The sequence below is a fragment of the Neobacillus niacini genome (assembly GCF_019749295.1).
GTDB lineage: Bacteria > Bacillota > Bacilli > Bacillales > Cytobacillaceae > Neobacillus > Neobacillus niacini_D.
On record NZ_JACWFG010000022.1, the window covers coordinates 19,279 to 41,687 of the forward strand.

At 39.1% G+C, this 22,409-nt stretch carries 18 protein-coding genes; 2 read left to right on the forward strand and 16 right to left on the reverse strand.

The genetic code is table 11. From position 1 onward, the window contains the following. Positions 1–48 precede the first annotated feature (48 nt). From H0184_RS23780 to H0184_RS23820, 9 genes are all read right to left on the reverse strand, one after another. Complete coding sequence (locus tag H0184_RS23780) at positions 49–1,836, reverse strand: S9 family peptidase (protein ID WP_221829163.1); 1,788 nt, start codon at positions 1,834–1,836, stop codon at positions 49–51. A 123-nt stretch (positions 1,837–1,959) separates the two neighbouring features. Next, positions 1,960–2,853, reverse strand: coding sequence for an aminoglycoside phosphotransferase family protein (locus H0184_RS23785; RefSeq protein ID WP_221829164.1), 894 nt, complete (start codon positions 2,851–2,853; stop codon positions 1,960–1,962). Between the two features lie 127 nt (positions 2,854–2,980). Beyond that, a complete protein-coding gene (locus H0184_RS23790; protein ID WP_221829165.1) occupies positions 2,981–3,484 on the reverse strand; it encodes a DoxX family protein in 504 nt (167 codons plus the stop codon). A gap of 192 nt (positions 3,485–3,676) precedes the next feature. After that, positions 3,677–5,836 (reverse strand): bifunctional diguanylate cyclase/phosphodiesterase, encoded by a 2,160-nt coding sequence (locus tag H0184_RS23795; RefSeq protein ID WP_221829166.1) that lies wholly within the window; start codon positions 5,834–5,836, stop codon positions 3,677–3,679. A gap of 302 nt (positions 5,837–6,138) precedes the next feature. Further along, positions 6,139–7,101 carry a carbohydrate kinase family protein gene (locus tag H0184_RS23800; RefSeq protein WP_221829287.1) on the reverse strand — a complete coding sequence of 321 codons (963 nt, stop codon included), beginning with the start codon at positions 7,099–7,101 and terminating at the stop codon, positions 6,139–6,141. Positions 7,102–7,156: 55 nt separating this feature from the next. Continuing rightward, positions 7,157–8,626, reverse strand: coding sequence for a glycoside hydrolase family 32 protein (locus tag H0184_RS23805; protein ID WP_221829172.1), 1,470 nt, complete (start codon positions 8,624–8,626; stop codon positions 7,157–7,159). A gap of 78 nt (positions 8,627–8,704) precedes the next feature. Next, a complete protein-coding gene (locus H0184_RS23810) occupies positions 8,705–10,324 on the reverse strand; it encodes an ABC transporter substrate-binding protein (protein ID WP_221829179.1) in 1,620 nt (539 codons plus the stop codon). A gap of 22 nt (positions 10,325–10,346) precedes the next feature. Next, entirely contained in the window at positions 10,347–11,234 is an 888-nt protein-coding gene (locus H0184_RS23815; protein WP_221829181.1) for a carbohydrate ABC transporter permease, read from the reverse strand. A gap of 16 nt (positions 11,235–11,250) precedes the next feature. Then, on the reverse strand, positions 11,251–12,189 hold the full coding sequence (locus H0184_RS23820; protein WP_221829289.1) for an ABC transporter permease: 939 nt from the start codon (positions 12,187–12,189) through the stop codon (positions 11,251–11,253). Positions 12,190–12,400: 211 nt separating this feature from the next. Here H0184_RS23820 and H0184_RS23825 point away from each other — a divergent pair, with 211 nt between their 5' ends. Further along, entirely contained in the window at positions 12,401–13,306 is a 906-nt protein-coding gene (locus H0184_RS23825; protein ID WP_221829183.1) for a nuclease-related domain-containing protein, read from the forward strand. 509 nt (positions 13,307–13,815) lie between these two features. Here H0184_RS23825 and H0184_RS23830 read toward each other — a convergent pair. From H0184_RS23830 to H0184_RS23840, 3 genes are read right to left on the reverse strand one after another with little or no spacing between them, the layout of a single operon-like run. Continuing rightward, positions 13,816–15,117 (reverse strand): ABC transporter substrate-binding protein, encoded by a 1,302-nt coding sequence (locus tag H0184_RS23830; RefSeq protein WP_221829185.1) that lies wholly within the window; start codon positions 15,115–15,117, stop codon positions 13,816–13,818. 28 nt (positions 15,118–15,145) lie between these two features. Then, entirely contained in the window at positions 15,146–16,726 is a 1,581-nt protein-coding gene (locus H0184_RS23835; protein WP_221829187.1) for a response regulator transcription factor, read from the reverse strand. After that, a complete protein-coding gene (locus tag H0184_RS23840) occupies positions 16,704–18,500 on the reverse strand; it encodes a cache domain-containing sensor histidine kinase (RefSeq protein WP_221829188.1) in 1,797 nt (598 codons plus the stop codon). The genes H0184_RS23835 and H0184_RS23840 overlap by 23 nt, the downstream gene beginning before the upstream one ends. A 200-nt stretch (positions 18,501–18,700) precedes the next feature. Here H0184_RS23840 and H0184_RS23845 point away from each other — a divergent pair, with 200 nt between their 5' ends. After that, complete coding sequence (locus H0184_RS23845; protein ID WP_221829190.1) at positions 18,701–19,618, forward strand: aldo/keto reductase; 918 nt, start codon at positions 18,701–18,703, stop codon at positions 19,616–19,618. A 69-nt stretch (positions 19,619–19,687) separates the two neighbouring features. On the opposite strand, the gene H0184_RS23850 is transcribed toward H0184_RS23845, so the two are convergent. The 4 genes from H0184_RS23850 to H0184_RS23865 all read right to left on the reverse strand — a co-directional run bounded on the left by H0184_RS23850 (position 19,688) and on the right by H0184_RS23865 (position 22,405). Next, on the reverse strand, positions 19,688–19,843 hold the full coding sequence (locus H0184_RS23850; protein ID WP_221829297.1) for a hypothetical protein: 156 nt from the start codon (positions 19,841–19,843) through the stop codon (positions 19,688–19,690). A 138-nt stretch (positions 19,844–19,981) separates the two neighbouring features. Continuing rightward, the gene (locus tag H0184_RS23855; RefSeq protein WP_221829192.1) at positions 19,982–20,473 is read right to left on the reverse strand and encodes a hypothetical protein; all 492 of its coding nucleotides are present in this window, start codon (positions 20,471–20,473) and stop codon (positions 19,982–19,984) included. A gap of 72 nt (positions 20,474–20,545) precedes the next feature. Beyond that, positions 20,546–21,175 carry an AmiS/UreI family transporter gene (locus H0184_RS23860; RefSeq protein WP_221829193.1) on the reverse strand — a complete coding sequence of 210 codons (630 nt, stop codon included), beginning with the start codon at positions 21,173–21,175 and terminating at the stop codon, positions 20,546–20,548. A gap of 351 nt (positions 21,176–21,526) precedes the next feature. Continuing rightward, a complete protein-coding gene (locus H0184_RS23865) occupies positions 21,527–22,405 on the reverse strand; it encodes an alpha/beta hydrolase (protein ID WP_221829195.1) in 879 nt (292 codons plus the stop codon). Positions 22,406–22,409 lie beyond the last annotated feature (4 nt).

The window sequence follows — 22,409 nt, forward strand, 5'->3', positions numbered from 1 at the left end:
GAATACGAATCTTACTATTTTCCTATCAAGAAATAACCACGCTAGTCATCATAACTTCCCTAAATATTTTTCAAGAAACTCTGCCATTTCCGAGTAAGAATTCAATTTATTTTTAAGCTTCGTCATCGTATGTCCTTCCTCTTCGATGCGAATGTACCGGACTGGATGATTTCGCGCCTTTAGCTTCTTCACCATCTGGTCGGATTCTTGGATGGGAACACGCGGATCATTTACACCATGAATGACCATTAGAGGAGCTTTAATCTTGTCAGCGTGATGTATAGGGTCAATCTCGTCAAAAAAATTGCCATCACTTTCGACGGTTCCATATTCTGCTTCTCTTAGCTTTTTCCGCCAAGAACTTGTTGTTTCCAGGAATGTTCGAATACTTGACATTCCAACGATATCGATGGCAGCTGCCCATAGATTCGGATAGTGGCTAATCGCGGCTAATACAATAAATCCACCATAGCTCCCGCCAACAACTGCGCACCTTTCACCATCAATATCCCCTGTTTGTTTTAGCCATTCCAATAAAAAAATAACATCTTTCACTGCTTCCATCCGTTTTCGTCCGTCATCTAGATGTGTGAAGGTTTTTCCATAACCTGTACTTCCTCGGATATTTGGGGCGACCACTGCATATCCCTGGTTTAAGAAATATTGTAAAAAGGGGCTGTAGACAGCACGGCTTTGACTCTCAGGTCCACCATGAATATAGATAACTACTGGGGATTTCTCTGCTGTCTGTTTAGGCTTATAGTAAAAAGCAGGTATGTTCAGCTTGTCAAAGGATGGGTACAAAATGGGCTCAGGCTCTATTAATTTTTCCTCGAGAATGGGCGTACGCGAGATGTACGTAAGCCGCTTTGCTTGAATGGTCTTCAGGTCAACTTCCCATATATCAGGTGGATGTGCGGGTCCATTTAGCACAAACCCCAGCTTTTGATGGTCAGGGGAAAATCTGAGATTATAAATAGCCCCCATGGGAGTTTCCCAGTTATACAAGTTCGTTGTTTCTAAGTCCACTAGAAATCCCTTTGAAACTCCTCCTTCATTCATTGAAAAAGCTAATTTGTTCTTCTCCTGATTCATGACCAGGTCTTCAAAGTCCCACTCACCGCGCTCCAGCCAAGTAAACTGCTTACTTGTTATTTGGATCAATGCCAGTCCATAGAATTCTCTGTCTTGATTGGTTAATAAATAGATATGATCTGCATCTTTGTTAAAGTGAATATTTTTATATCCCGCTTCACCCTTATGCTTCGTAATCCAGTCCATTTTTCCTGTTAAAAGTGAAAATACCCCTAAATCATGATCGAGGGGCGTGTTGTTTTTTTTCACCAAAAGAGAATTTCCATCAGGAAACCATTTTTCCACTAGAAACATTCCATCTCCGGTAAAAACACGCTGAATTTCCAAGGTCTCCAAATTTTGAATATAAATATCTAAAAAGTCCTGATTTCGCCGGTTACTCGACCACGCAATCCATTTCCCATCGGGAGAGCTGTCCCCGAACATATGAAGATGTTCAGGAGAATTCGTCAGAGCGATTTTTTCACCATCTTCCTTTAATAAGTACAATTGCTCCTTTTCATCACCATCCGCATCCATCCCGATAATAAGATCAGACGAACCTGCAATGTATTTAATAAAGGTGATTCCCTTCATGGTAAAAGAGGTTTGAGCTGGCCACCTGTCCTCCCGGTCAAGCTCCCATACCTGTGGTTCCCCTGTAAAATCAGTAATAAAGCTAATTTTCTTTCCCTTTGGATCATATTCAAAACTCTTCACCATGCGTACATGTATATAAGGGTCAATGGTTATTTCCTTCATTCCATTACCACCATTCACGTTAACTTTTTAAAAATATCCCCCTTTCATTCTATTTAGTTTGGTTTATGTTCATTCGGGATTATTAGGCAGAAAAAAGACGATTCAAATTTGAATCGCCATTTTTTATTCTAAAAAATCGATAAACCATTTCACACATTGATACGTTTTTTCCCAGTCCGGATCACTGTCTTCGATACCCCAGCAAGCATAAAGAGTACCTAAGGCAATTGCCGCTTTTAATAATCGCTTACGGTCAAGTCCCAACTGATCACTAATCGTATCCACACGGAGTTTCAGGATGTTTTTTGGATTAGGCTTTGAATCTAATTGATTCACTAAAAAGGACACTACATCAAAATAAGGATCTCCTGCCACTCCTTTTGGATCAATCGCCATCCAGCCATGCTGCTCAGCGTACAGTATATTTTCATGGTGTAAATCACCGTGGAGGAGTTCTGGACCTTTTGATGTATCCATCACCATTTTGAAATATTCTTCTGCCAACTGAACATGTTCCATTTTAATCTGACTATCGCCAGAATGACGATAGTTTGTAAGCCCGCGAAACCAGTGTACAAGTGAGGGCGTTGACGCTCCATCTGGCAAAGGCTTGCGAATCGCCTTCCAAACCTTTATGTAATTCTCTAGAACGACCCTTTCATCGGTTTCAGCTGAAAGCATCTTTCCTGGAACAAGCCGTTCAAGCAGCATCACACCATTCTTCGAATCAGATTTCAAAAGCTTGGCACAACCATCACCATTGTATAATTGCAGCGTAGCCATCTCATTACTTGTATCAAAGTTAGGAACACCAAGCTTCAAGATCAGGGGTGTTCCCACAGAATCTGTTACCTTGATAACATAATTGTAGGAAAGATTACTAACAGGTCCTTCACTCGTAAGCTCCCACTTTTCTAAATATGTTTGGACCGTTGATGCTAAAGATTCTAACCAAGCCTTTCCACTCTCACCGAAGGCGTTGGTGATTTTTCCCTGAAATTCAGTAGATATTTGCATAAGATTGATTACCCCTTAATTATTACGATTTCAAAAGTTACTAATTCAACGCCCTGCTTCGAAATCCCTTTTTTCGGCAAAAAAAAGACGATTCGAGGGGGGACGAATCATCTTTTTGCTAACCTATTTAAGCTGTTGCTTTTGCTTTGTTTTTTCTAACTGTTTTGTTGATGAATGGTACTACCCAGCGGTCTAAGCCAATTCGGCCTGCGTTGTATCCTGCTGTTAAGATGATGAAGCCTAAGAAGATGTCTGTTGGGTTATGAGATACTGTTCCTGCTAAGAAGAAAGAGAAGTTCATTACTAATCCAAAGAACATTGCTGCTGTTGTTAAGCATCCAAGCATAAGTCCTAAACCGATTAATGTTTCACCCCAAGGAACGATGAAGTTAAAGACATCGATGTTTGGCAGTGCAAAGCTTTCTAAGAAGTTCACATACCAGCTGTAAACCATATTTCCGTCTGGACCTGTTACCGGTTTTGCAATTGCTCCTTTTAAGAATCCAGAAGCGTCGAAGCCGCCTGTGATTTTATGAAAACCAGCTGTAAACCAAGAGTAGCCAAGGTATAAACGAATAATAGTTAAAAGTGCTGCAGAGATTTTATTTTCTCTTAAAAAGTTGTTAAACATAAGTCATTCCGCCTTTCAAAATTTGTTTGCTCTTTATACTTACACTATATTGGATTTTGATAGTTAATAACATGGGTACAGTGTTAAGTTCACAGTTTGTTTGAAATGTTATGGCGGAAGTTTGAACAGTCATAGAAAATGACTCCCTAAAAGCGAAAGACAGAAAACCAAGTGGCTTCCTGTCTTTCGCTCTTAGTGTGTGATTCCTGCAATCAATCTTTCTCTATCGTTAGTAATCAGGATGTGCCTTGTTAGCAATTTGGCGAATTGATGTGCCGGCAGCGGTTTACTAAACAAATATCCTTGTATTGTATGGCATTTTAATTTTTTTAAGATTTCTAATTGTTGCTGCGTTTCCACACCCTCTGCTACAATCTTCAAGCTAAAACCTTTTGCCAATAGTATAATCGATTGAACAATGGTAGAATCCTCAATGTTTTCATGTATATCTTTTATGAAAGTACGATCAATTTTAATATAATCGACCTTAAACTTTTTTAAATAACCGATGGAGGAATAACCTGTTCCGAAATCATCAATGGATATGGCAATGCCGAAATCCCTTAGCAGCTGAATGGTACGTAACACTAATCCTTCATTTTTAATCAAAGAGTCTTCGGTAATTTCAATCTCCATAAGACAGGGTGAAATGGAGCAGGATGCTAAACTCTCTTTGATTTTTTCAACCAAGTCCGCTTTCATTAATGTTTTTGCTGACAAATTAATCGAAATCGGAACGAGCCGAAATCCTTTTTCCTTCCATTCTTTCAACTGTTTGCAAGCTTGTTGGATGACCCAATCACTCATTTCATTAATAAAACCAGTCTCTTCTGCCAAAGGGATAAATTCTCCAGGTAAAACCAGTCCCCATCTTGGATGATTCCAGCGAATCAGTGCTTCCGCCCCAACCATTTTTCCTGTGACTGTATCCACTCTGGGTTGGAAATGGAGAATAAATTCATTTCTCTTGATTGCTTTTCTTAAATCATTTTCCAAAATGAACCGTTTATAGGATTCCATATTCAATGATTTGTTAAATAGCTGTACATTGTTTTTCCCTAATTCTTTAGCACGATATAAAGCAGCATCCGTATTCATTTTCAACTTTTTTAACGTGTCACCATCGTCTGGAAAAATGCCAATTCCTACACTCGTAGTAATATGGATATCATACCCCTCTATCTGAAACGGCTTTTCAATTTCACGAATAATCTCATGTCCTAACTCAATAGGATCCTTTTTATGGATATTATCCTGAATGATCGTAAATTCGTCACCGCCAACACGATACACTGACCCTTTTCCAGCGACAGCAGACAGTCTTACCGATATTTCACGCAGAAGTGCGTCACCAATTTCATGACCTAACGTGTCATTAACAAATTTGAAGCGATCCATATCTAAGTAAAACAAGCTGAAATGATTCTTTCTACCTTGATAATCTGTAATCAACTGCTCTAAGTTTTGATCAAACATACGACGATTTGGTAATTCTGTCAGGTAATCATGATAAGCGAAGAAATTAATTTCTTCCTCATTACGCTTTCTCTCACCAATATCCTGAATGATTCCATCAAGTCGTATTACCTGTCCCTCTGAATTTAAAGTAGGAAAGGTCTTATCCTCAACCCATTTTACATCTCCGTTCAAATTTATAATTCGATACTGATGAACAATCATTTGACCACAGCAAAGATAACCTTGTCGTTTCCAGTAGTTTTCAGTATCATCGGGATGGATAAGATCTGTCCAAATCATTCGTCCAGATAGAAAATCTTCAGTACTGTAGCCCGTTATCTTCTCTATCGCAGGTGAACCATAGATCAATTGGTTTGTAAGAGTATCCATAGACCATATTCCTACATCTATATTCTTGGCTATGGTTTCGAATTTCTCTTCACTTTCTTTTAACTTATTTTCCGTAATAACTTGCTCCGAAATATCTTGTAAAATACCGATGATACGAACGACTTTACCGTTATAATCTCTTTTCGCCACTGCTGCAGTGTGCACTGTAATAATGGATTCGTCGTGTCTTTGTACCCGATATTCGATATCCATTTTTGCACCAGACAGTATGGTTCGTTGATATTGTTCGTCAAACCTTTCCTGATCTTCTGGGCAAATCATGGCAAGAAGGTTTTCATATTTGGCGGCGGCACCATCTATTTTATCTATTCCTAGAATCGCAAATAATGGATCCGAGCAATAAATATAATTGCTTTCGACATCACAGTCCCAGCTTCCGATCCTTGCTACCTGTTGGGCTAAATTTAAGCTGTTTGTTATTTTTACTAATTCCGCTTCCCTTTGATCTAGCTTTATTAATTGGTTTTTCAGATAATCTATCACCCGGGAGCCTCCTCAGCAGTTGTGTAGGGGTTATCGTTTCTCAACTCAAGTTCCGTTTCATTTGGAAGTTTTCTACCATCTATCATACAGAATACTGTTCCTTCATTCATTATGAAAAAATTGGAGAAGCATTGGTATCCCCAATGATTCCCTTTTTCACTTCCTAGTAAAATAGGGAAGGACTTCCTATACAATGGTATTTATAGGTCCTAACCATAAAATTGCAGGTAACGATTTCCTATTAGTGGATGAATCCGCACTAAAAAAAGGATATCCTAATTTCATTAGGACACCCGGTTTAACTATGCTTCAGTTACAATATCTTCAATAGTTGGGAGAGCAGAGATGGCACCAACCTTGGTACAAACAAACGCCCCCACTTTATTACTAAAGGAAATAATTTCTTTCAGCGTTTCAAAATCTTCAACCGCAGAATCACTTTTTGCAAACTGGTAAAGCGTGGCACCGACAAAAGCATCACCAGCACCAGTAGAGTCGATGGATTTTACTTTTACACTTGGAACCATTTCACTATTTTGCCCATTCGAAAGAAAGGTTCCCTCACTTCCTAATGTTACTGCAACTACTTTCGCTCCTAATTCATGAAGATAATTTGTTCCCTCTTCCAGGTTATCGATTTCTGTAATAAGTTTTAACTCCTCATCACTCACTTTTACAAAATCAGCTAAAGCGATTCCCTTCTTTGCCAAGTCGATAAATTCTGGAATTCTGTTTTTCCATAAATCTTTTCGATAATTAGGATCAAAGGAAATAAATTTCCCTTGTTCCTTTGCATTACGCATGACATGAAAATAAGTGGATTGAAAAGGGTCGCTTAATAAAGCAGTAGCAGAGCCAAAATGATGAATAAAAGCCTCATTCAGCTTATTCCTATCGATTTCCTCCTCGACTAAAAAGGCATCTGCCCCGCGATTAAATACAAAATCTCTTTCGCCATTTGCCTGTAAGGATACAAAAGCCAATGTGGTTGGATGGAGATCATCGAACACGACCATTGAGGTATCTACTTGGACGTCATCAAGTGTCTTTTTTAGAAATTGTCCAAAAGGGTCATTCCCAACTTTTCCGCTGAAAAGAGCAGTACCTCCTAATTTTGCAATCGTCGCGCAGACATTTGCCGGCGCTCCCCCAGCCTGTTTTTGAAAATTTTGCCCCTCTATTAAGTTAATGTCTACATCCGTACAGAAGAAATCAATTAATAATTCACCCATGCATATAATTGATGAACTCAAACCAAGCACCATCCTTTTAAAAAGTAAAGCTCTAACCAATTGACCGATTAGAGCTTCCAACCTTCACTTACTTGTTCCATATGGAATCAAGTTCCGTTACATTTAGTTCCAACACATTTGTAGTTCCTTCATTTGAAAATAAAATGAGCTCCTGCCCTAATTGGGATGGAAACAGTAAGCTTGTAATAGATGCCTCTCCATTGTTCGCAAATACCTCAATTGAAGAAGCATCTAAAAATAACTGCAGTTTCAGCCTTTGATCCTCCAACTTTAATGGTGCTTCTTGTACCGCTGGGAAGGACGTCGAAAAGCTATGTTCTCCAGAAAGTGTTCGGTCGACAAATAACTTTTCTTCTACTGTATTATAGCCAATGACGGTTTTTTCTTGTTCAGAATGCTGTATGATCAATCCAAATTGGCTTGAACTTTCTTTACCGAATTCGATGTTTAGTTCTAGCAAGGAATTTTTTAATGGAACACTTACAGTACTTCCAGCGTCAATCTTAGTGGCCGAATAAGATTCTGTTTCTTTTCTAATTCTGCTAACCTCAGCAACTGGTGTTTGGAATAAACGGATGCCAGCCTCCGTCGCAGCTAGTGTTAATTCTCTTGGTAATGTCATTGCGCTTCGCCAGTCTTCCGTTGGCACTTGGTTGGCATAGCGCCAGTTACTCATCCAGCCAAGATAAATACGTCTTCCATCTTGGATATCGGACCAGCTCACACCCGCATAATTATCACGGCCGTAATCTAACCAAAGAATCGTCGAATCGTCATGGTCATTAACAAAAGTAGTTCCATCAAACTGTCCGATAAAATATTGCGTTCTCGAGCCCTCTGCTGATTGACCGTTATCACCAATACTTACAATCATTACCCACTTTTCTTGTCCGTTATCTGCTGGCAGCTTGAATAAGTCAGGACATTCCCAAACGCCATCATGTGAACCGGCAGTATGTCCAAATTCGCTGGCAAACTCCCATTCCTTTAAGTTCAGGGAAGTATAGATCGTAATGGTTTGACCCGTAGCCAGAACCATCACCCATTTTTCAGTTTCTTCATGCCAAAAAACTTTAGGGTCTCGGTAATCGGTAATGTTCACATCGGAAAGGACAGGATTGCCTTCATATTTTACCCACGTTCTTCCATTGTCCTTACTGTAAGCTAGGCTTTGCTGCTGAAGTGGTCGATCAGAGTCAGGGTAAGTGCCGGCACTCGTATAAATCGCCACCAATCCAGGTTGATCTTTTTCAAAAAAGCCTGTGGTATTGTTCCAATCAACGACTGCGCTCCCTGAAAAAATCGCTCCTAGTTCATCCGGATATAAGGCAATCGGAAGGTGCTCCCAATGAATTAAGTCCTTACTAACTGCATGTCCCCAATGCATGGGTCCCCAGGTCGTACCAAATGGATGATATTGATAGAACAAATGATATTCATCATTAAAAAAGACCATTCCGTTCGGATCATTCATCCACTTTTCTTCCGGTGAAAAGTGAAATTGCGGGCGATACTGCTCTTTATAGATTTGTGTCATATTTTTCGCTCCTTATTCTATTAAATTAGTAAAAAGGGCTGTACGATTGCCAAAGCATGTACAGCCTCAGGCTATTTACTATTCCTGATTTCGATCGTAACCTTTTTGCTTAATATCCAGCCACTCTTGCAGTCCAAGACGATCTAATTCTGCTAGATATTCATTCCATTCTTTTTCAACACCGCCATTGGCAATCCATTCCGCACGTTTTCGCTTAATATAAGCAAACAAGTCTGTTTCGATCACAGAAAGTCGATCTAAGTCCTCAAGTGAGAAAAATACACGCGGGTAAATATTTTCGGCTTCCATGTAAGGAACCATTACTTCTTTCATTAAGTTCAGTCTCCAAGCAGCATCATCAGGTTTGGTTGTCACATTACCGTAGTAGCTGTCTAAGATTGCTAATGGTCCGCCAACAGAAGTCTTTTCTCTCAATTCAACTGGTGCAGTACCTTCTAATGGAAGGTGTTTTAACATTTTTGTAGCCTCATCCATTCCAAAAATGTTTTGTTGCTTTTCGTCACCGTACGTTCCCCAGTTATTCTGTACCGATTGAGAAGGATCATAAAGCTGGTCAATCCACTTTGCTGTTAATTCAAGGTTTTTATTTGCAGATGTAACCACTAAACGTGAGCGGTCAAAGCCCATTCCATTTGTTCTCGCAACATTTTGGTGCCCTTCAGGACCTTTTAATGGAGCTAACAAATCGTAGTCATTGCCCATTCCAGTGATATTTCCTTTATCCCATGTAAAGTACAAACCATATTTTTTGTCTCGGCCTTTTGCAAGATACGTGTTCCAATCATGCTCAAATGCCTCGATATCAATTAATCCTTCATTGTATAAATTGTTGAACCAGCTAATCGCCTTTTTATAGCTTTCATCAGCTGCAGTAAGTTTAACTTCTCCATCATTCGTTACCACCGTGAAATCCCAGTTATCTCCTAGACCAAACGCACCGAATAATGAATGTGGATCCTGTCCGCCATCATTAATAATGAATGACATAGGAATCTCATCCGCCTCGCCGTTGCCATTTGGATCCTGGGTTTTAAAAGCGATTAATACTTGTTTTAACTCTTCTGTTGTTTTCGGAACCTCTAATCCTAATTTGTTTAACCATTCCATATTAATCCAAGGGAATGCATCTAGAGAGTGAATACTTTCTTTTCCTTCACCTAACTCCTCAATCCATGGGAAAGCATAGATATGGCCGTCAGGTGCCGTCATCATTGCTTTGTATTGTGGTGCTTTTTCAAGGACAGCTTGTAGGTTCGGCATATACTGAATTAAATCCTCAACCGGTACAATCACTCCATCCTTCGCATGCTTTAATAATTCATAATCGCTAAAGCCGGCATTAAAGATAGCGTCCGGAAGCTCACCGCTGGCGATGGCTAAATTTCTTTTTTCATTAAAAATATCGGTGGTATAGTTTCTCCAATCAATCTTCACACCCGTTTGATCTTCTAAGCGCTGAAAAATCAACTTGTCATTTGGATTTTCAGGAGCTAAGGGTGAACTAGATGTCATTATCTTTAAGGTTTTTTCCTCTTTCAATGGGAAGGTTACATCCTTTAGCCCATAATCCTTAGCTGAGAAACTTTCGCTGCCGCCGCTTTTACTGCTGCAGCCAGTTAAAAGTAACGAACCTGAAAGCAGAAGAGCTGAAGCCGTTGTAAACATTCTTTTTTTCATCATAAACCCTCACTTTTTGGTTTTATTTTAGAGAACCTACCATTACTCCCTTTTCAAAATACTTTTGGAAGAATGGGTACATAATCAATAACGGTAAACTTGCAATGACAATTGATGAATAGCGGATCATCTCAGAAATCCTCATGAGCTCGTTTCTTGCCTCTACATCCGCAACCATTCCAGGCTGTACTTCATTTTGAATCAGAATCGAACGCAATACCAATTGCAATGGATGTAATTCTCGATCATCCAGGTAAATCATTGCATCGAAGTAGGCATTCCATTGTCCAATGAAGGCATACAAAGCAAGAACAAAGATAATCGGTTTCGATAAAGGTAAAATGATCCGGAAGAAAATTTTCAAATCGGAGGCTCCATCGATTCGTGCAGCTTCTTTCAGTTCATTTGGAACTGCCTTAAAATATGTTCTGGCGAGAATGATAAACCAGACATTAACGGCACCAGGCAGAATAATCGCCCAAATCGTATTCAGCATTCCTAAATCACGAATCACAAAATAAGTCGGGATTAAGCCTCCTCCAAAAAACATGGTGAATAAGAAGAAAATCATAAATACCTTTTTACCAACTAAACCATCTACCGATAACGCATATCCGGCAAAAAGACAAACGAGTACGGTCACAATGGTAAATCCAGTTGAATACAGGAGTGAGTTGAAAAACCCTCTCACAATGGTGTCATCTGTAAAGAGCCGCTTGTAACCTTCTAATGACCAATCAGAGGAATTTAACGATAGTCCTTTTCGAATGATTGCATTTGGCTCTAGGAAAGATGATAGAAAGACATATAATAGTGGTCCTACTATGACAAGGACAATAATTGTCAGTAGAATATTATTGGTCAAAAGAAGAATTCGGTCGCCTTTTGCATGTTTGATTTGACTGTTCATACTTTTTCCTCCTTCCTTAAACGAGTCCTTCGCCTTCGTTTAATTTTTTAACCACCTGATTGACCACTCCAAGTAAAATGACATTTACAACGGCATTAAATAATCCAACGGCAGTCGCAAACGAGTAATCACCTGCCAGCAGCCCCCGTTTATAAACATAAGTAGCAATAATTTCTGATGATGGCGAATTCATTGGTGTCTGCAATAAATACGCTTTTTCAAAGCCAATCCCCATGATTCCTCCAGCCGCTAAGATAAACAATACAGCCATCACAGGCTTAAGCGTCGGAAGATCGATATGCCAGATTCGCTGCAGGAGTGATGCTCCGTCAAGTGTCGCAGCTTCATGAAGCTGCGGGTCAACGTTCGCTAGTGCGGCAACGTAAACGATCGAAGCCCACCCCGCACCCTGCCATACTCCAGACCAGATGTAGATACTTCTAAAATAATCCGGGTCAGACATGAATGAAATCGGCTTGTCTAAAAAGGTGGATAATATGGCATTAACAGGTCCAACCGGTGATAGGAAAAGAAAGACCATCCCCGACACGACAACCACAGATATAAAATGCGGTGCATATAGGGCTAACTGAACATTCTTTTTCACACTCGATTTTCTCAGTTGGTTTAGCATCAAGGCCAAAATAATCGGAATCGGGAAACCGATGAGTAGTTCAAATGAACTTAATTTAATCGTGTTCATTAATATTTCGATAAAATTAGGTGACGTTAGGAAACTTGTAAAATGCTTAAAACCTACCCATTCACTCCCTGTAATCCCACGGATCGGACTAAAATCTTTAAAGGCAATCGTCGCTCCGTATATGGGGATGTACTTAAATATAATGGTAAGAATAACGGCAGGGGCAATAAGCAAATATAGAATGTAGTTCTTTTTAATATAAGTAAGGTTTCTGCTTAGTTTTGAAGTTGCTGCTGGTTTACTAACCGGCATGGTTTGCTCTGCTTTTACTAGTTCTTCCACTCTCTTACCCTCCTATCAACTTAGTTCTGCTGAAAGCACTTTCAACATGGGTTAAATATAACAAAAGGGGGAGAATTAAGAGTTTAATATTTTTGGTTATAGCAGTTTAAAATTTTCGGAAGTTTGACATCGCTTTCACTCTGTTTTTCCGATATGATGGGTAGGAGAAAGGATGTGGGATATGCCATACAAAGCACGTGATGTATCAGTAATATTAATGATTTTACGAGTTTTAAACAAACGAATGAAATTGTCTGAAGATGAGCATTGGTATTATTTAAACCAAGAAAAAGGGTTTAGAGGGGAAATACAGTTTGATATATTGACGGAGAAACTTAAACGCGACTGTTATATTTTGAATGATTTGCAGCTTGAGAGCAGCACGTCTAGTTTTCAACTTGATTCAACCCTTATTTTTCAAGAGACCTGTTCCCTCTTTGATGTAAAAAATTACGAAGGCGAGTACATTTATGACGCAGAATATTTTAAAACTATTGGCGGACGAGATATACAGAACCCGCTAGACCAATTAAAACGAAGTAAGTTACTGCTGAACAATCTTCTTCAATCACTAGGAAGCAAACTTACGATTGAAGCATATGTCATTTTCATCAACCCCCAGTTTACGTTGTATCAAACTCCACCTGACCTGCCTATAATACTTCCCACCCAGCTTGACGCCTTTATAAGAAAATTAGACCAGAAACCATCAAGGCTCAATCAGTCGCATAAAAATCTAGCGGACAAGCTCATTTCATTGCACCAAACAGTACCACCCAAAATTCAGGTTCCTAACTATAGCTATGAGGCGATGAAGAAAGGGCTAACCTGCTGTAAATGTGACTCATTTTCAGTGACGATAGTTGGGAAGAAATTGATTTGTGGTGAATGTGGATGTGAAGAACTGGTAACAGTTTCCGTAATGCGCAATGTAGAGGAATTCAAGCTTTTGTTTCCCGAGCAAAAAATCACGACAAACGTTATTCATGAATGGTGTGGCGTAGTCGATTCTAGGAAAAGAATAAGCAGAGTATTGAGAAAGAATCTTAAAATTACTGGTCTTGGCCAATGGGCCTTCTATGAGTGAAATGTAGAATGATCCTATTATAGAATTTTGTCCTTAAGAGATGTCTTAAGGACATTTTTTTATCTCGATAATTTGAAGATTGAAGACATATCTTTTGATTCTCCTGTGAGTTATGTCCTCTATCCCCCTGATTGAGGACTAATCCTCTTTGGGCTCTTCTTTGTTTTGTCCTCAATACCCCTGATTGAGGACTAATCCTCTTTGGGCTCTTCCTTGTTTTGTCCTCAATACCCTTGATTGAGGACTAATCCTCTTTGTGCTCTTGCTTGTTTTGTCCTCAATACCCCTGATTGAGGACTAATCCTCTTTGGCCTCTTCCTTGTTTTGTCCTCAATCCCCTTGATTGAGGACTAATCCTCTTTGGGCCCTTCCTTGTTTTGTCCTCAATACCCCTGATTGAGGACTAATCTAGCAGGACCTTGTAAATTTAAGTCCTCAATCAGGTGTAACCAGGTATTCATTCGTTCCTAAATAGAAAAATCCCCTAGTTAGTAAACTAGAGGACTCTATTACTTTTTGATATCTTTTAAACCATTATTAATTTTCTCTACTGCTCTGTTTGCGGCTTCTTCAACATTTTCCCCTTCCAGCCCGACGTCTTCAAATAACTCTTTAATCGCTTCGCTGATAACTGGATAAGCTGGAGTTACTGGTCGACTTTTTGAGTAGTTTTGGTCTTGTTGGACAAAGATATTTTTGGGATATTCATTGAGTTCCGGGAAGTCTTTTGCAACTGAATATCTCGCAGGTAAATCACCGGAAATCTCAACGAACATTTTCGCCCCTTCATACCCTGTAGCGAACTTCACAAATTCCCATGCCTCCTCTGGATGCTTGGTTTTGGAGGAAATTCCCAGCGCCCAACCGCCATTCGGGGCCACTTGATATTTACCCTTTGGCAGGGGGGCGACCCCATAATCTTCTCCTAATACAAAACCAGGAGTTTGCTGCAATTCCCATATCGCCCAAGAACCCAGTATTGTCATCCCAAGCTTATCATTTTCAAAAGGAGTCGGAGGCATTTCAACCGCCGCTACCTCATGCTTACGATATAAATCTTGATAAAATTGCAGGGCTTCTAATGCTTCCGGAGAATTGAGATATCCTTCTGCGGTTGACCCATCTGGACTAATCACGTCTGCTCCAAACTGCCAAAGGATCGGCATTTTAAAATAGGCAGGTGCTTCTCCAACATTAAAGCCTTGGGCCGGGTCTATTCCTATCACACCTTTTGAAGGATCGTTGATTTTTTTTGCAATTTCCAGCACTTCATCCCACGTCATAGGATGGTCTGGATTTCCTGAAGGAAAGGGGATTCCAGCCTCCCTGAATAGATTCATATTATAAAATAAGGCAATGCTCGATTCCACTATGGGAGCAAGGTAAATTTCATCTTTATAGATTAACCCCTTTAATACACCTTCAGGTATATCGTCAATATTCCCTTCCTCTTTCATATAAGAATCAATCGATAAAAGCGAACCAGAATTTGCATAAAGAGCCAGGTTCGGACTATCAATTGCCATTATATCGGGATGGTTTCCTGCAGCCAGTTCCGTACGCAGTCTTAATTCGTATTCACTTCCCCAGTGCATCGATTGCATATTAATTTTAATAGTGGGGTGCGCTGCTTCAAAGGCTGCAACCATCTCTTCATATGCCTGATTAAACGCCGGATTCGTTAAATTCCGTAAAAAGGTCAGCTCGACTTGCTTTATCGGTTTCTCCTTATCTGGACTTTTACCTGATAAAGAAAAAAAGGCGAATCCCGCTATACCCAAAACAATGATGAGTGTTACCCATTTCTTCACCTAAAATCTCCTCCTCCCTGCAACCGACTTATTCTCCAATCGAGTTACGAAATTCTAAAGGTGTTTGTCCAAAATGTTTTTTAAAGACCGTACTAAAATACCCTGAGTTTGAAAAACCAACTAAGTTACTGACATCAATGATTTTCAGCTGTTTATCTTTAAGTAATTGTTTTGCCTTCTTCATTCTCAAATTCACCAGATAATCACTAAAGTTCTGGCCGACATGATGTTTGAAGGTTTCCGATAAATGGGCACTATTAATGTGAAATAGAGCGGACAAGGTAGTAAGGGATATTTCACTTGCATAATGCTGGTCCAAATAATGGCGGATACTATCGATTAATTTCTTATTGGAAAAACGAGCAAGGCGAATTTTTCCAATGATTAATGAGGCTAATTGAATCAGGTCCTCTTTCACTTTATGCTGCGAATAAAGCTTCCATATATTTTGCTGGCAATTCCAAATCGTATTTTGGATGTCCTTCGTCTCGACATCGTACTTTTTGGCTAATGACCCCAACATAAATAACACTTGGTTAGCCGCAAAGGAAAACGACATAACCGAACGTCCTTCAGACCCTTCCAGAACGACCTCTAAATTCTCTTTAAAAGCAGCAAAATCAACATTTTCAATGGAATTCGTTATACGTCTTTCAAAATCCGGAGAAAAGTCAAACACTTCTTCGCTTGCAGCAGTTTGGTCCATAATCTGTGACCTTGACCCAAGTTGACTTTGGCTCCAAGCAAGTAAACTGGATATATATCCACTTCGATATTCTGAAAGTCCATTTACAATCGTACCAATTCCAATGACACTTTCTAATTTTAATAGCTTGTTAACGTTTTGCTGGATTTGCAAAACGAATTGATTTGTCTCTGGTGAATTGCCTTCCATTACCTTTAAAAATTGAACCATATTTGGATAGCTTGGATCCTCAAATACATAGGTTGCTCTTTGTTGTTGAGCCATTTCCTTGCACAACAACTGAAATGGCATCCTTAGCTCCTCCAGGCGCTTGGGATCGTGGCTTTCTCTAATTTCCACTGTTATAAATTGTACCTTCGTATTCTCATTTGCCAGTTCTTCTAATTGAAGCTGCTGAAGTCTTTCAATCACAATCGGAAGATGTAATACTTCTTCTTTTGCTAAATGAAGGATAAATTGTTCCTGTAATTCTTGTATATGAGAATGAACAAGTCGGCTCATTTGTGCGATTTCAACCTGTTTTCTTTTTTCTTCTTCTATTTCTTTCCGAATTTTCCTCAGTGCTTCTACTAATTCATCAGGGGCAACAGGTTTTAATAAGTAGTCCTTAACCCCTTGCTGCAGTGAATTCCTCACATATTCAAAATCAGAATAACCTGATAAAACGATGACTTTTACATGGGGAAAATCTCGATGACAACGTTTGGCTAACTCTACTCCATCCATAATAGGCATTCTCATATCGGTAATCACGATATCGATATCTTGGGTTTGGAGGATTTCAAGAGCTTCTTTTCCATTTGAAGCCTCTTCGACTAGTTGAAATCCCTCTTCCTCCCAGTCTACTTTTAAGCGTAAGCCCTTTCGAATTTGAATCTCATCATCCGTAATTAACACGTTCATCCTGTCTTTCCCCCCTTTTCAAATCAATCAGTAAAGTAATCTTCGTGCCTTCATTTTTCGTAGATTCAATCCGATAGGAAAAGTCATCTCCATAGGTAAGCTGTAATCGTCCAAGGACATTTCTTAGCCCAATGCTGTTCCCCTTGCTTTCCAATACGTGTATGGTTTTATCACCCTTGGATGATAAATCTGAGATGATTTCCTCAGACATCCCCATTCCTTTATCAGCTACCGATAGGGTAAGCTGACTGCCCGCCATTTCCGTTTTTATAAAAATATCTGCAAACGTCTTTTCAGTGAAACTATATTTCACAGCGTTTTCCACAAGTGGCTGTAAAATGAATTTTATTACAGGAATCGTTATGGTCTCAGGATCTACATCCATTTGAATCGTGATTGTATCCTCATATCTTAACTTTAATATGTTCGTGTAACTTTTTATATAGTTAACTTCTTCACCTAACGGGACAATATTGCTTTTTGTATTTAAAGAATATCTCAGCATTTTCCCTAAATAAATGCTGACATTCATGACCTCTTTATTTTTTTCTTGGAGTGCTAAACTTCCAATAATTTCAAGTGTATTATTCAGAAAGTGAGGGTTGATTTGTAATAATAACGCTTTATATTCCGCATCTTTCCTGCGCAAATTAGCTTCATATTCTGTTTCTATTAAATTCTGTAATTGATCAATCGTATGTTCCGTAACATTAATAAGGTAATCCACTTCATTATTTTGAGATTTAATGTTCGGCATCAAGCGTTTTGCACCCGAAAAATCTCCCCGTTCGATAAACCCCATCGCTTTTGCAAGTTTTCCTAAAGGACTAGTAATATTGTTAGAAAGAATCACCGAAGCCATTATCGTTATGATAAAAAGGACTGCACTTGTTAGCAGAAGGTTTTGCTGTAAATGATTGGCCCTTGCGAATAAATCAGACTCTCTCACTTCGCTGACTAGGATCCAATCCCCTACTGGAAGCTTTTGAAAGAAAACTAAATACTTCTCCTTCTGATAAGAGGCTTCAATTACCCCTTCTTGGTCATCGCTGGCGGTAATTTGACTTAAACTTTGTTCCAAGATCGAATTTGGTGTCTTTATCTTGCCTGACAAAATGTTTTCACCCTGCTGAGTTAACAAATAGGTATGCTCATTTTGACCAATTGTGATTTTATTTAGGGCGGTTTCCAATAAAGCAGAAGGAAAATTCACCTTAATGATCCCTGCTGATATCATCGTATTGGTATCAATGAGGGGTAAAATATAGCTATTGATCTTCTTCTGCTGCATTTCATAACTTTGCTGAAATGGATCCAGATGTGACTTAACATAGTCCTGATTATGTTGGATAAAGTCCTGATACCAGTCACTTTCATGAAGTGTGGAATGAACCCCCCAAGTACCGGTCCCATCATCAAGCAGCACTGAAATCGACATCGCATTAGAATTGTTAATCATGATCGAGGATAGTCCCTGTTTAAGTTGATTCATCAATGCATCGATTTCTTCCTTGTCACCATCCTGTCTATTTAAACGAATCCATTCCTGTGTAGTCTGGTCAACAAGCACTTGCTTACCCAAATCCTCTGCCTGTGTCGAGATGGAATCAACATAGAGTGAAAATTGATCCATCATTTCTATGGTCAACTCTTGTGTCTGTTCTCGAATAACAGACGTAAAAAAGCTAGGGATAATCAATGATAAAATAATAAATGGAATCGTTAGCAAACACGTAAAAATAAGTAATAAACGATTGCGTAATGAGAAAAGCATGTTACCCCCTTTCCGAGAAATCCCTTACATTTTTTTGTATATTGGAATAATCTATTATAGCACTTTACTATTACTAGACTCTAGACATGGGCAAATGCAGCATTCGTAAATTTTGATACTATCCTGCTAATGTGTCAAAATAGGTAGAGATACATAGCTGTTACGATAATGGAATATTCCCCAAAATGGAGGTCATGACGATGAGAACAATGAAACTAGGAAGCAGCACTTTAGAAGTGCCCGTGGTTGCAGTTGGTTGCATGCGGATCAATACTCTTGAAAAGAACGATGCGGAACGCTTTGTCCAAACTGCGTTAGAGCAAGGGGCGAACTTCTTTGACCATGCAGATATTTATGGCGGCGGAACCTGTGAGGAAATTTTTGCAGACGCGATTCATATGAATTCGGAGGTTCGTGAAAAAATCATCCTCCAATCCAAATGCGGTATTCGCAAGGGGATGTTTGATTTTTCAAAAGAGCATATTTTACATTCGGTGGATGGAATTTTGAAACGCCTAAATACCGAATATCTAGATACACTGCTCCTTCACCGTCCGGATGCTCTTGTGGAGCCAGAAGAAGTTGCAGAGGCCTTTGATATCCTTGAAAACTCAGGAAAAGTTCGTCATTTTGGCGTGTCCAACCAGAAGCCGATGCAAATTCAATTGCTGCAAAAATACGTGAAGCAGCCTCTTGTGGCTAACCAGCTGCAATTGAGTATCACCAATGCCAATATGATTTCAAATGGTGTGAATGTAAATATGGAGAATGATTCTGCTATTGATCGTGATGGCAGCGTGCTTGATTTTTGCAGATTAAACGATATCACGATTCAACCTTGGTCACCTTTCCAATATGGATTCTTTGAAGGCGTGTTTCTAGGTAATGAGAAGTTCCCAGAATTGAATCAAAAGATTGATGAGATTGCCGCTAGATATGAAGTTAGTAATACCACGATTGCGATTGCTTGGCTGCTGCGACATCCAGCTAAAATGCAGCCAGTAATTGGTACGATGAATGTGGACAGGTTAAAGGAATGTTGTAAAGCAAGTGAGATTGATCTATCGCGCGAAGAGTGGTACGAAATCTATCGAGCAGCTGGAAATATCCTTCCATAGTATAAAGCAAGGAGTGCCATTTGTGGCACTCCTTCTATTTTGCGGTGAAAACGATGATCGGGTTTAGCCCTATTCATCATCTACCTCGCCATCTCCAATTTCATCCTCTTCTTCCACATCTTCAATCTTTTCATCTTCCTCAGGCCTCTCGTCATTGCCACAACCTGTTAAAGAAAATAGAGAACCACTTAATAGTAACATCAATAATAACTTCTTCATCTTCATTACAATCAACCTCCTTTTATCCATTAGCTTTTCCTTAATACCCAGTAATATGACCAAAAATTGGTGCCTGTCACCGTCCGTGGACAATGTCCACGGGCGGTGACAGGCACCATTTATACATCACTGTATAATCGTATTCTATTCTCCTTCATTCTCTTCTTCTACTGCTGCAGCTCCCTCTTCGCCTTTTTCTTCTTCCACTTCTTCCACTTCTTCCACTTCTTCTGTACCTTCTTCCTGTTCTTTTTCTGCTTTTATTCTTGTGATTTCTTCTTCTAGTTGTTCGAAAGCGTTAAGTCTATGGTTGGCACTTGCCAGCAGGTCATCTATGATGATGATGAACTTTTCATAGGGAACGCCATTTTTGCTGCAGCCAGTAATCATTTTGAGTAAGTCTTTTTCATATAAATGATAGCGTTCTTTAAAGGTTTTTGAATCCATCGTTAAGAAATATTCATCATCGACGACGAATTCGTTAAACACTTTTTTCGTTAAACGTCTTTTGGTGACTTCTATATCTTGTTTATCCTTTTCATCGTCATAGTGAGCTTCATCCTCATACTCGGAACAAAGCGTATCATAAATTTTCTCCAGCAGCTCGGTCGGATTTAAATATTTTAACTCTTCCACAAAATCCCTCCCTTATTATAATTGCCCAAACAAAAAAAGCACACGCGCTTAGGCGTGAACTTTTTTAATATCTTATATAGCTTGAACTTCACTGCCGCTTTTTTCTTTCCTGAATGAGAGTTTTGGACTAAATAGGCTGACTACAAAAAAGACAATGGTTAGACTAAGCACCCAAGTCCAGATTTGTTGGAGTGCTGGTGTTGTCCATATACCTAAAAAGTAAAACATCGCCGGAATGGTTAAGGTTACCCACGACAAGACAATCGCTGCAATCCCGACATATCCATCAATCTTCCACTTCAGTGAGCCTGTTAAGAAGAATAAGAACCATAAAAATGCCCAGAGTCCCCATGTTAAGGCATTCACCACATCATGGAATTGAACTAGAGACACAATCGTATACACTACGGAAATAATGGATACCCACAAACTAAACCAGCCTAGACCGTTACCCTCAAGTCCTTTCACATTGTTAACCCCAACATATAAATACGTTAAACCAAATAAAAAGATAGCCGCATTATTATACATATCCCAGTTACCTTGTTCCGAAGTTATAATTAAATAGAATGGATTAATGATTTGAATGACTCCTACAAAAAGATTAAAATACCCGACTGCCTTGCCATCCGCTTTTCCTAAAATCATAAGACCATTTAGAAAAAGAACTGCACCTGATAAAAATAGACCAACAAAACTCATAGTAATCGCTGTGAAAACTGACTTTTCACAACTTTCCCCTCCTTTAAAATAGAAAAAGCACTTTCCCCTGAAAGGAAATTGCCTTATTAAAAATAGCGTAATTTTATACCTGTACAAATATAGCATATTACGTGAACAAAAGTTAAGGAAGGTTTGAACAAAGTGTAAATTAAGTTTTTACCAAATTCACCATAAGTGCCCAATGCAAAAACTGCACCCAAAGGATAACGGGTTCCGATACCTGTCAGTTAATCTATATTTGCTCTTGAATAAGGTAAAAACTTTACGGTGTCATAAAAATAACGTGTAATTGGGGACACGTCATTTTTTCTGATGTGCAAGAATTTAATTTCATTTACTATTTTCTTTGAACCAATTCATTACCTTTTTAACCTCTTTACGATGGATTGCAAGTTCATTCTTACTCATTAGTCCTGTTTTAAGATTTCTTGTGAAAAACGACCTTACTAAACATAAAATTTCATCTAAGGTTAATACACCGCCAACAAAGTCGTGGTCCGCACCTTTAATCTCTAAATAGGATGAATTTGACAGTTCTTTATGGAGTAGCTGGCTTTGTTGAACAGGACAGATTTCATCATTATCTCCTTGGATAATTAAAACAGGCGGTGTTTCCTCATTTATATAATAAACAGGGTTTGCTAATTTTGCTTTAATGCTTTGTTCTTGAACACTTCCACCAAGAAATTTTGATTCTGGGGAATTAGGGTTATTGTGCCACCCTCCCATTTCTAATAAATTTACTGGACCAGCCAACGTAACAACCGCATTAACCTTTTCCGACACAAGTTGTTCCTTAGAAGTAAATTCGGAGTGATCTGCACTTAATGCTGCTAAAGTAGCTAAATGCCCTCCTGAGGAATGTCCCCAAATTCCAACTTTATTTTCATCAATATTATAGTCTCTTGCATTTGATTTAACCCACTGTATAGCTTCTTTCACATCTAATAATGGGGCAGGAAAAATGGCCTCTCCACTCAACCGAAAATTAATATTAATACAAACAAACCCATATTTAGCGAAGGAGGCATTCCATTCCCCGCCTACTTTTCTTTTATCACCCGACATCCATCCACCACCGTGAACATAAATAATAGCCGGAAAGGTTTCCTCTGAAGCTATCGGTTTTATGATATCAAGTTTTAGCTCACGCTCAGCCGTTTGACCATATACAACATCTATTAATTCCTCAGTTTGATAGATTTCCATATAT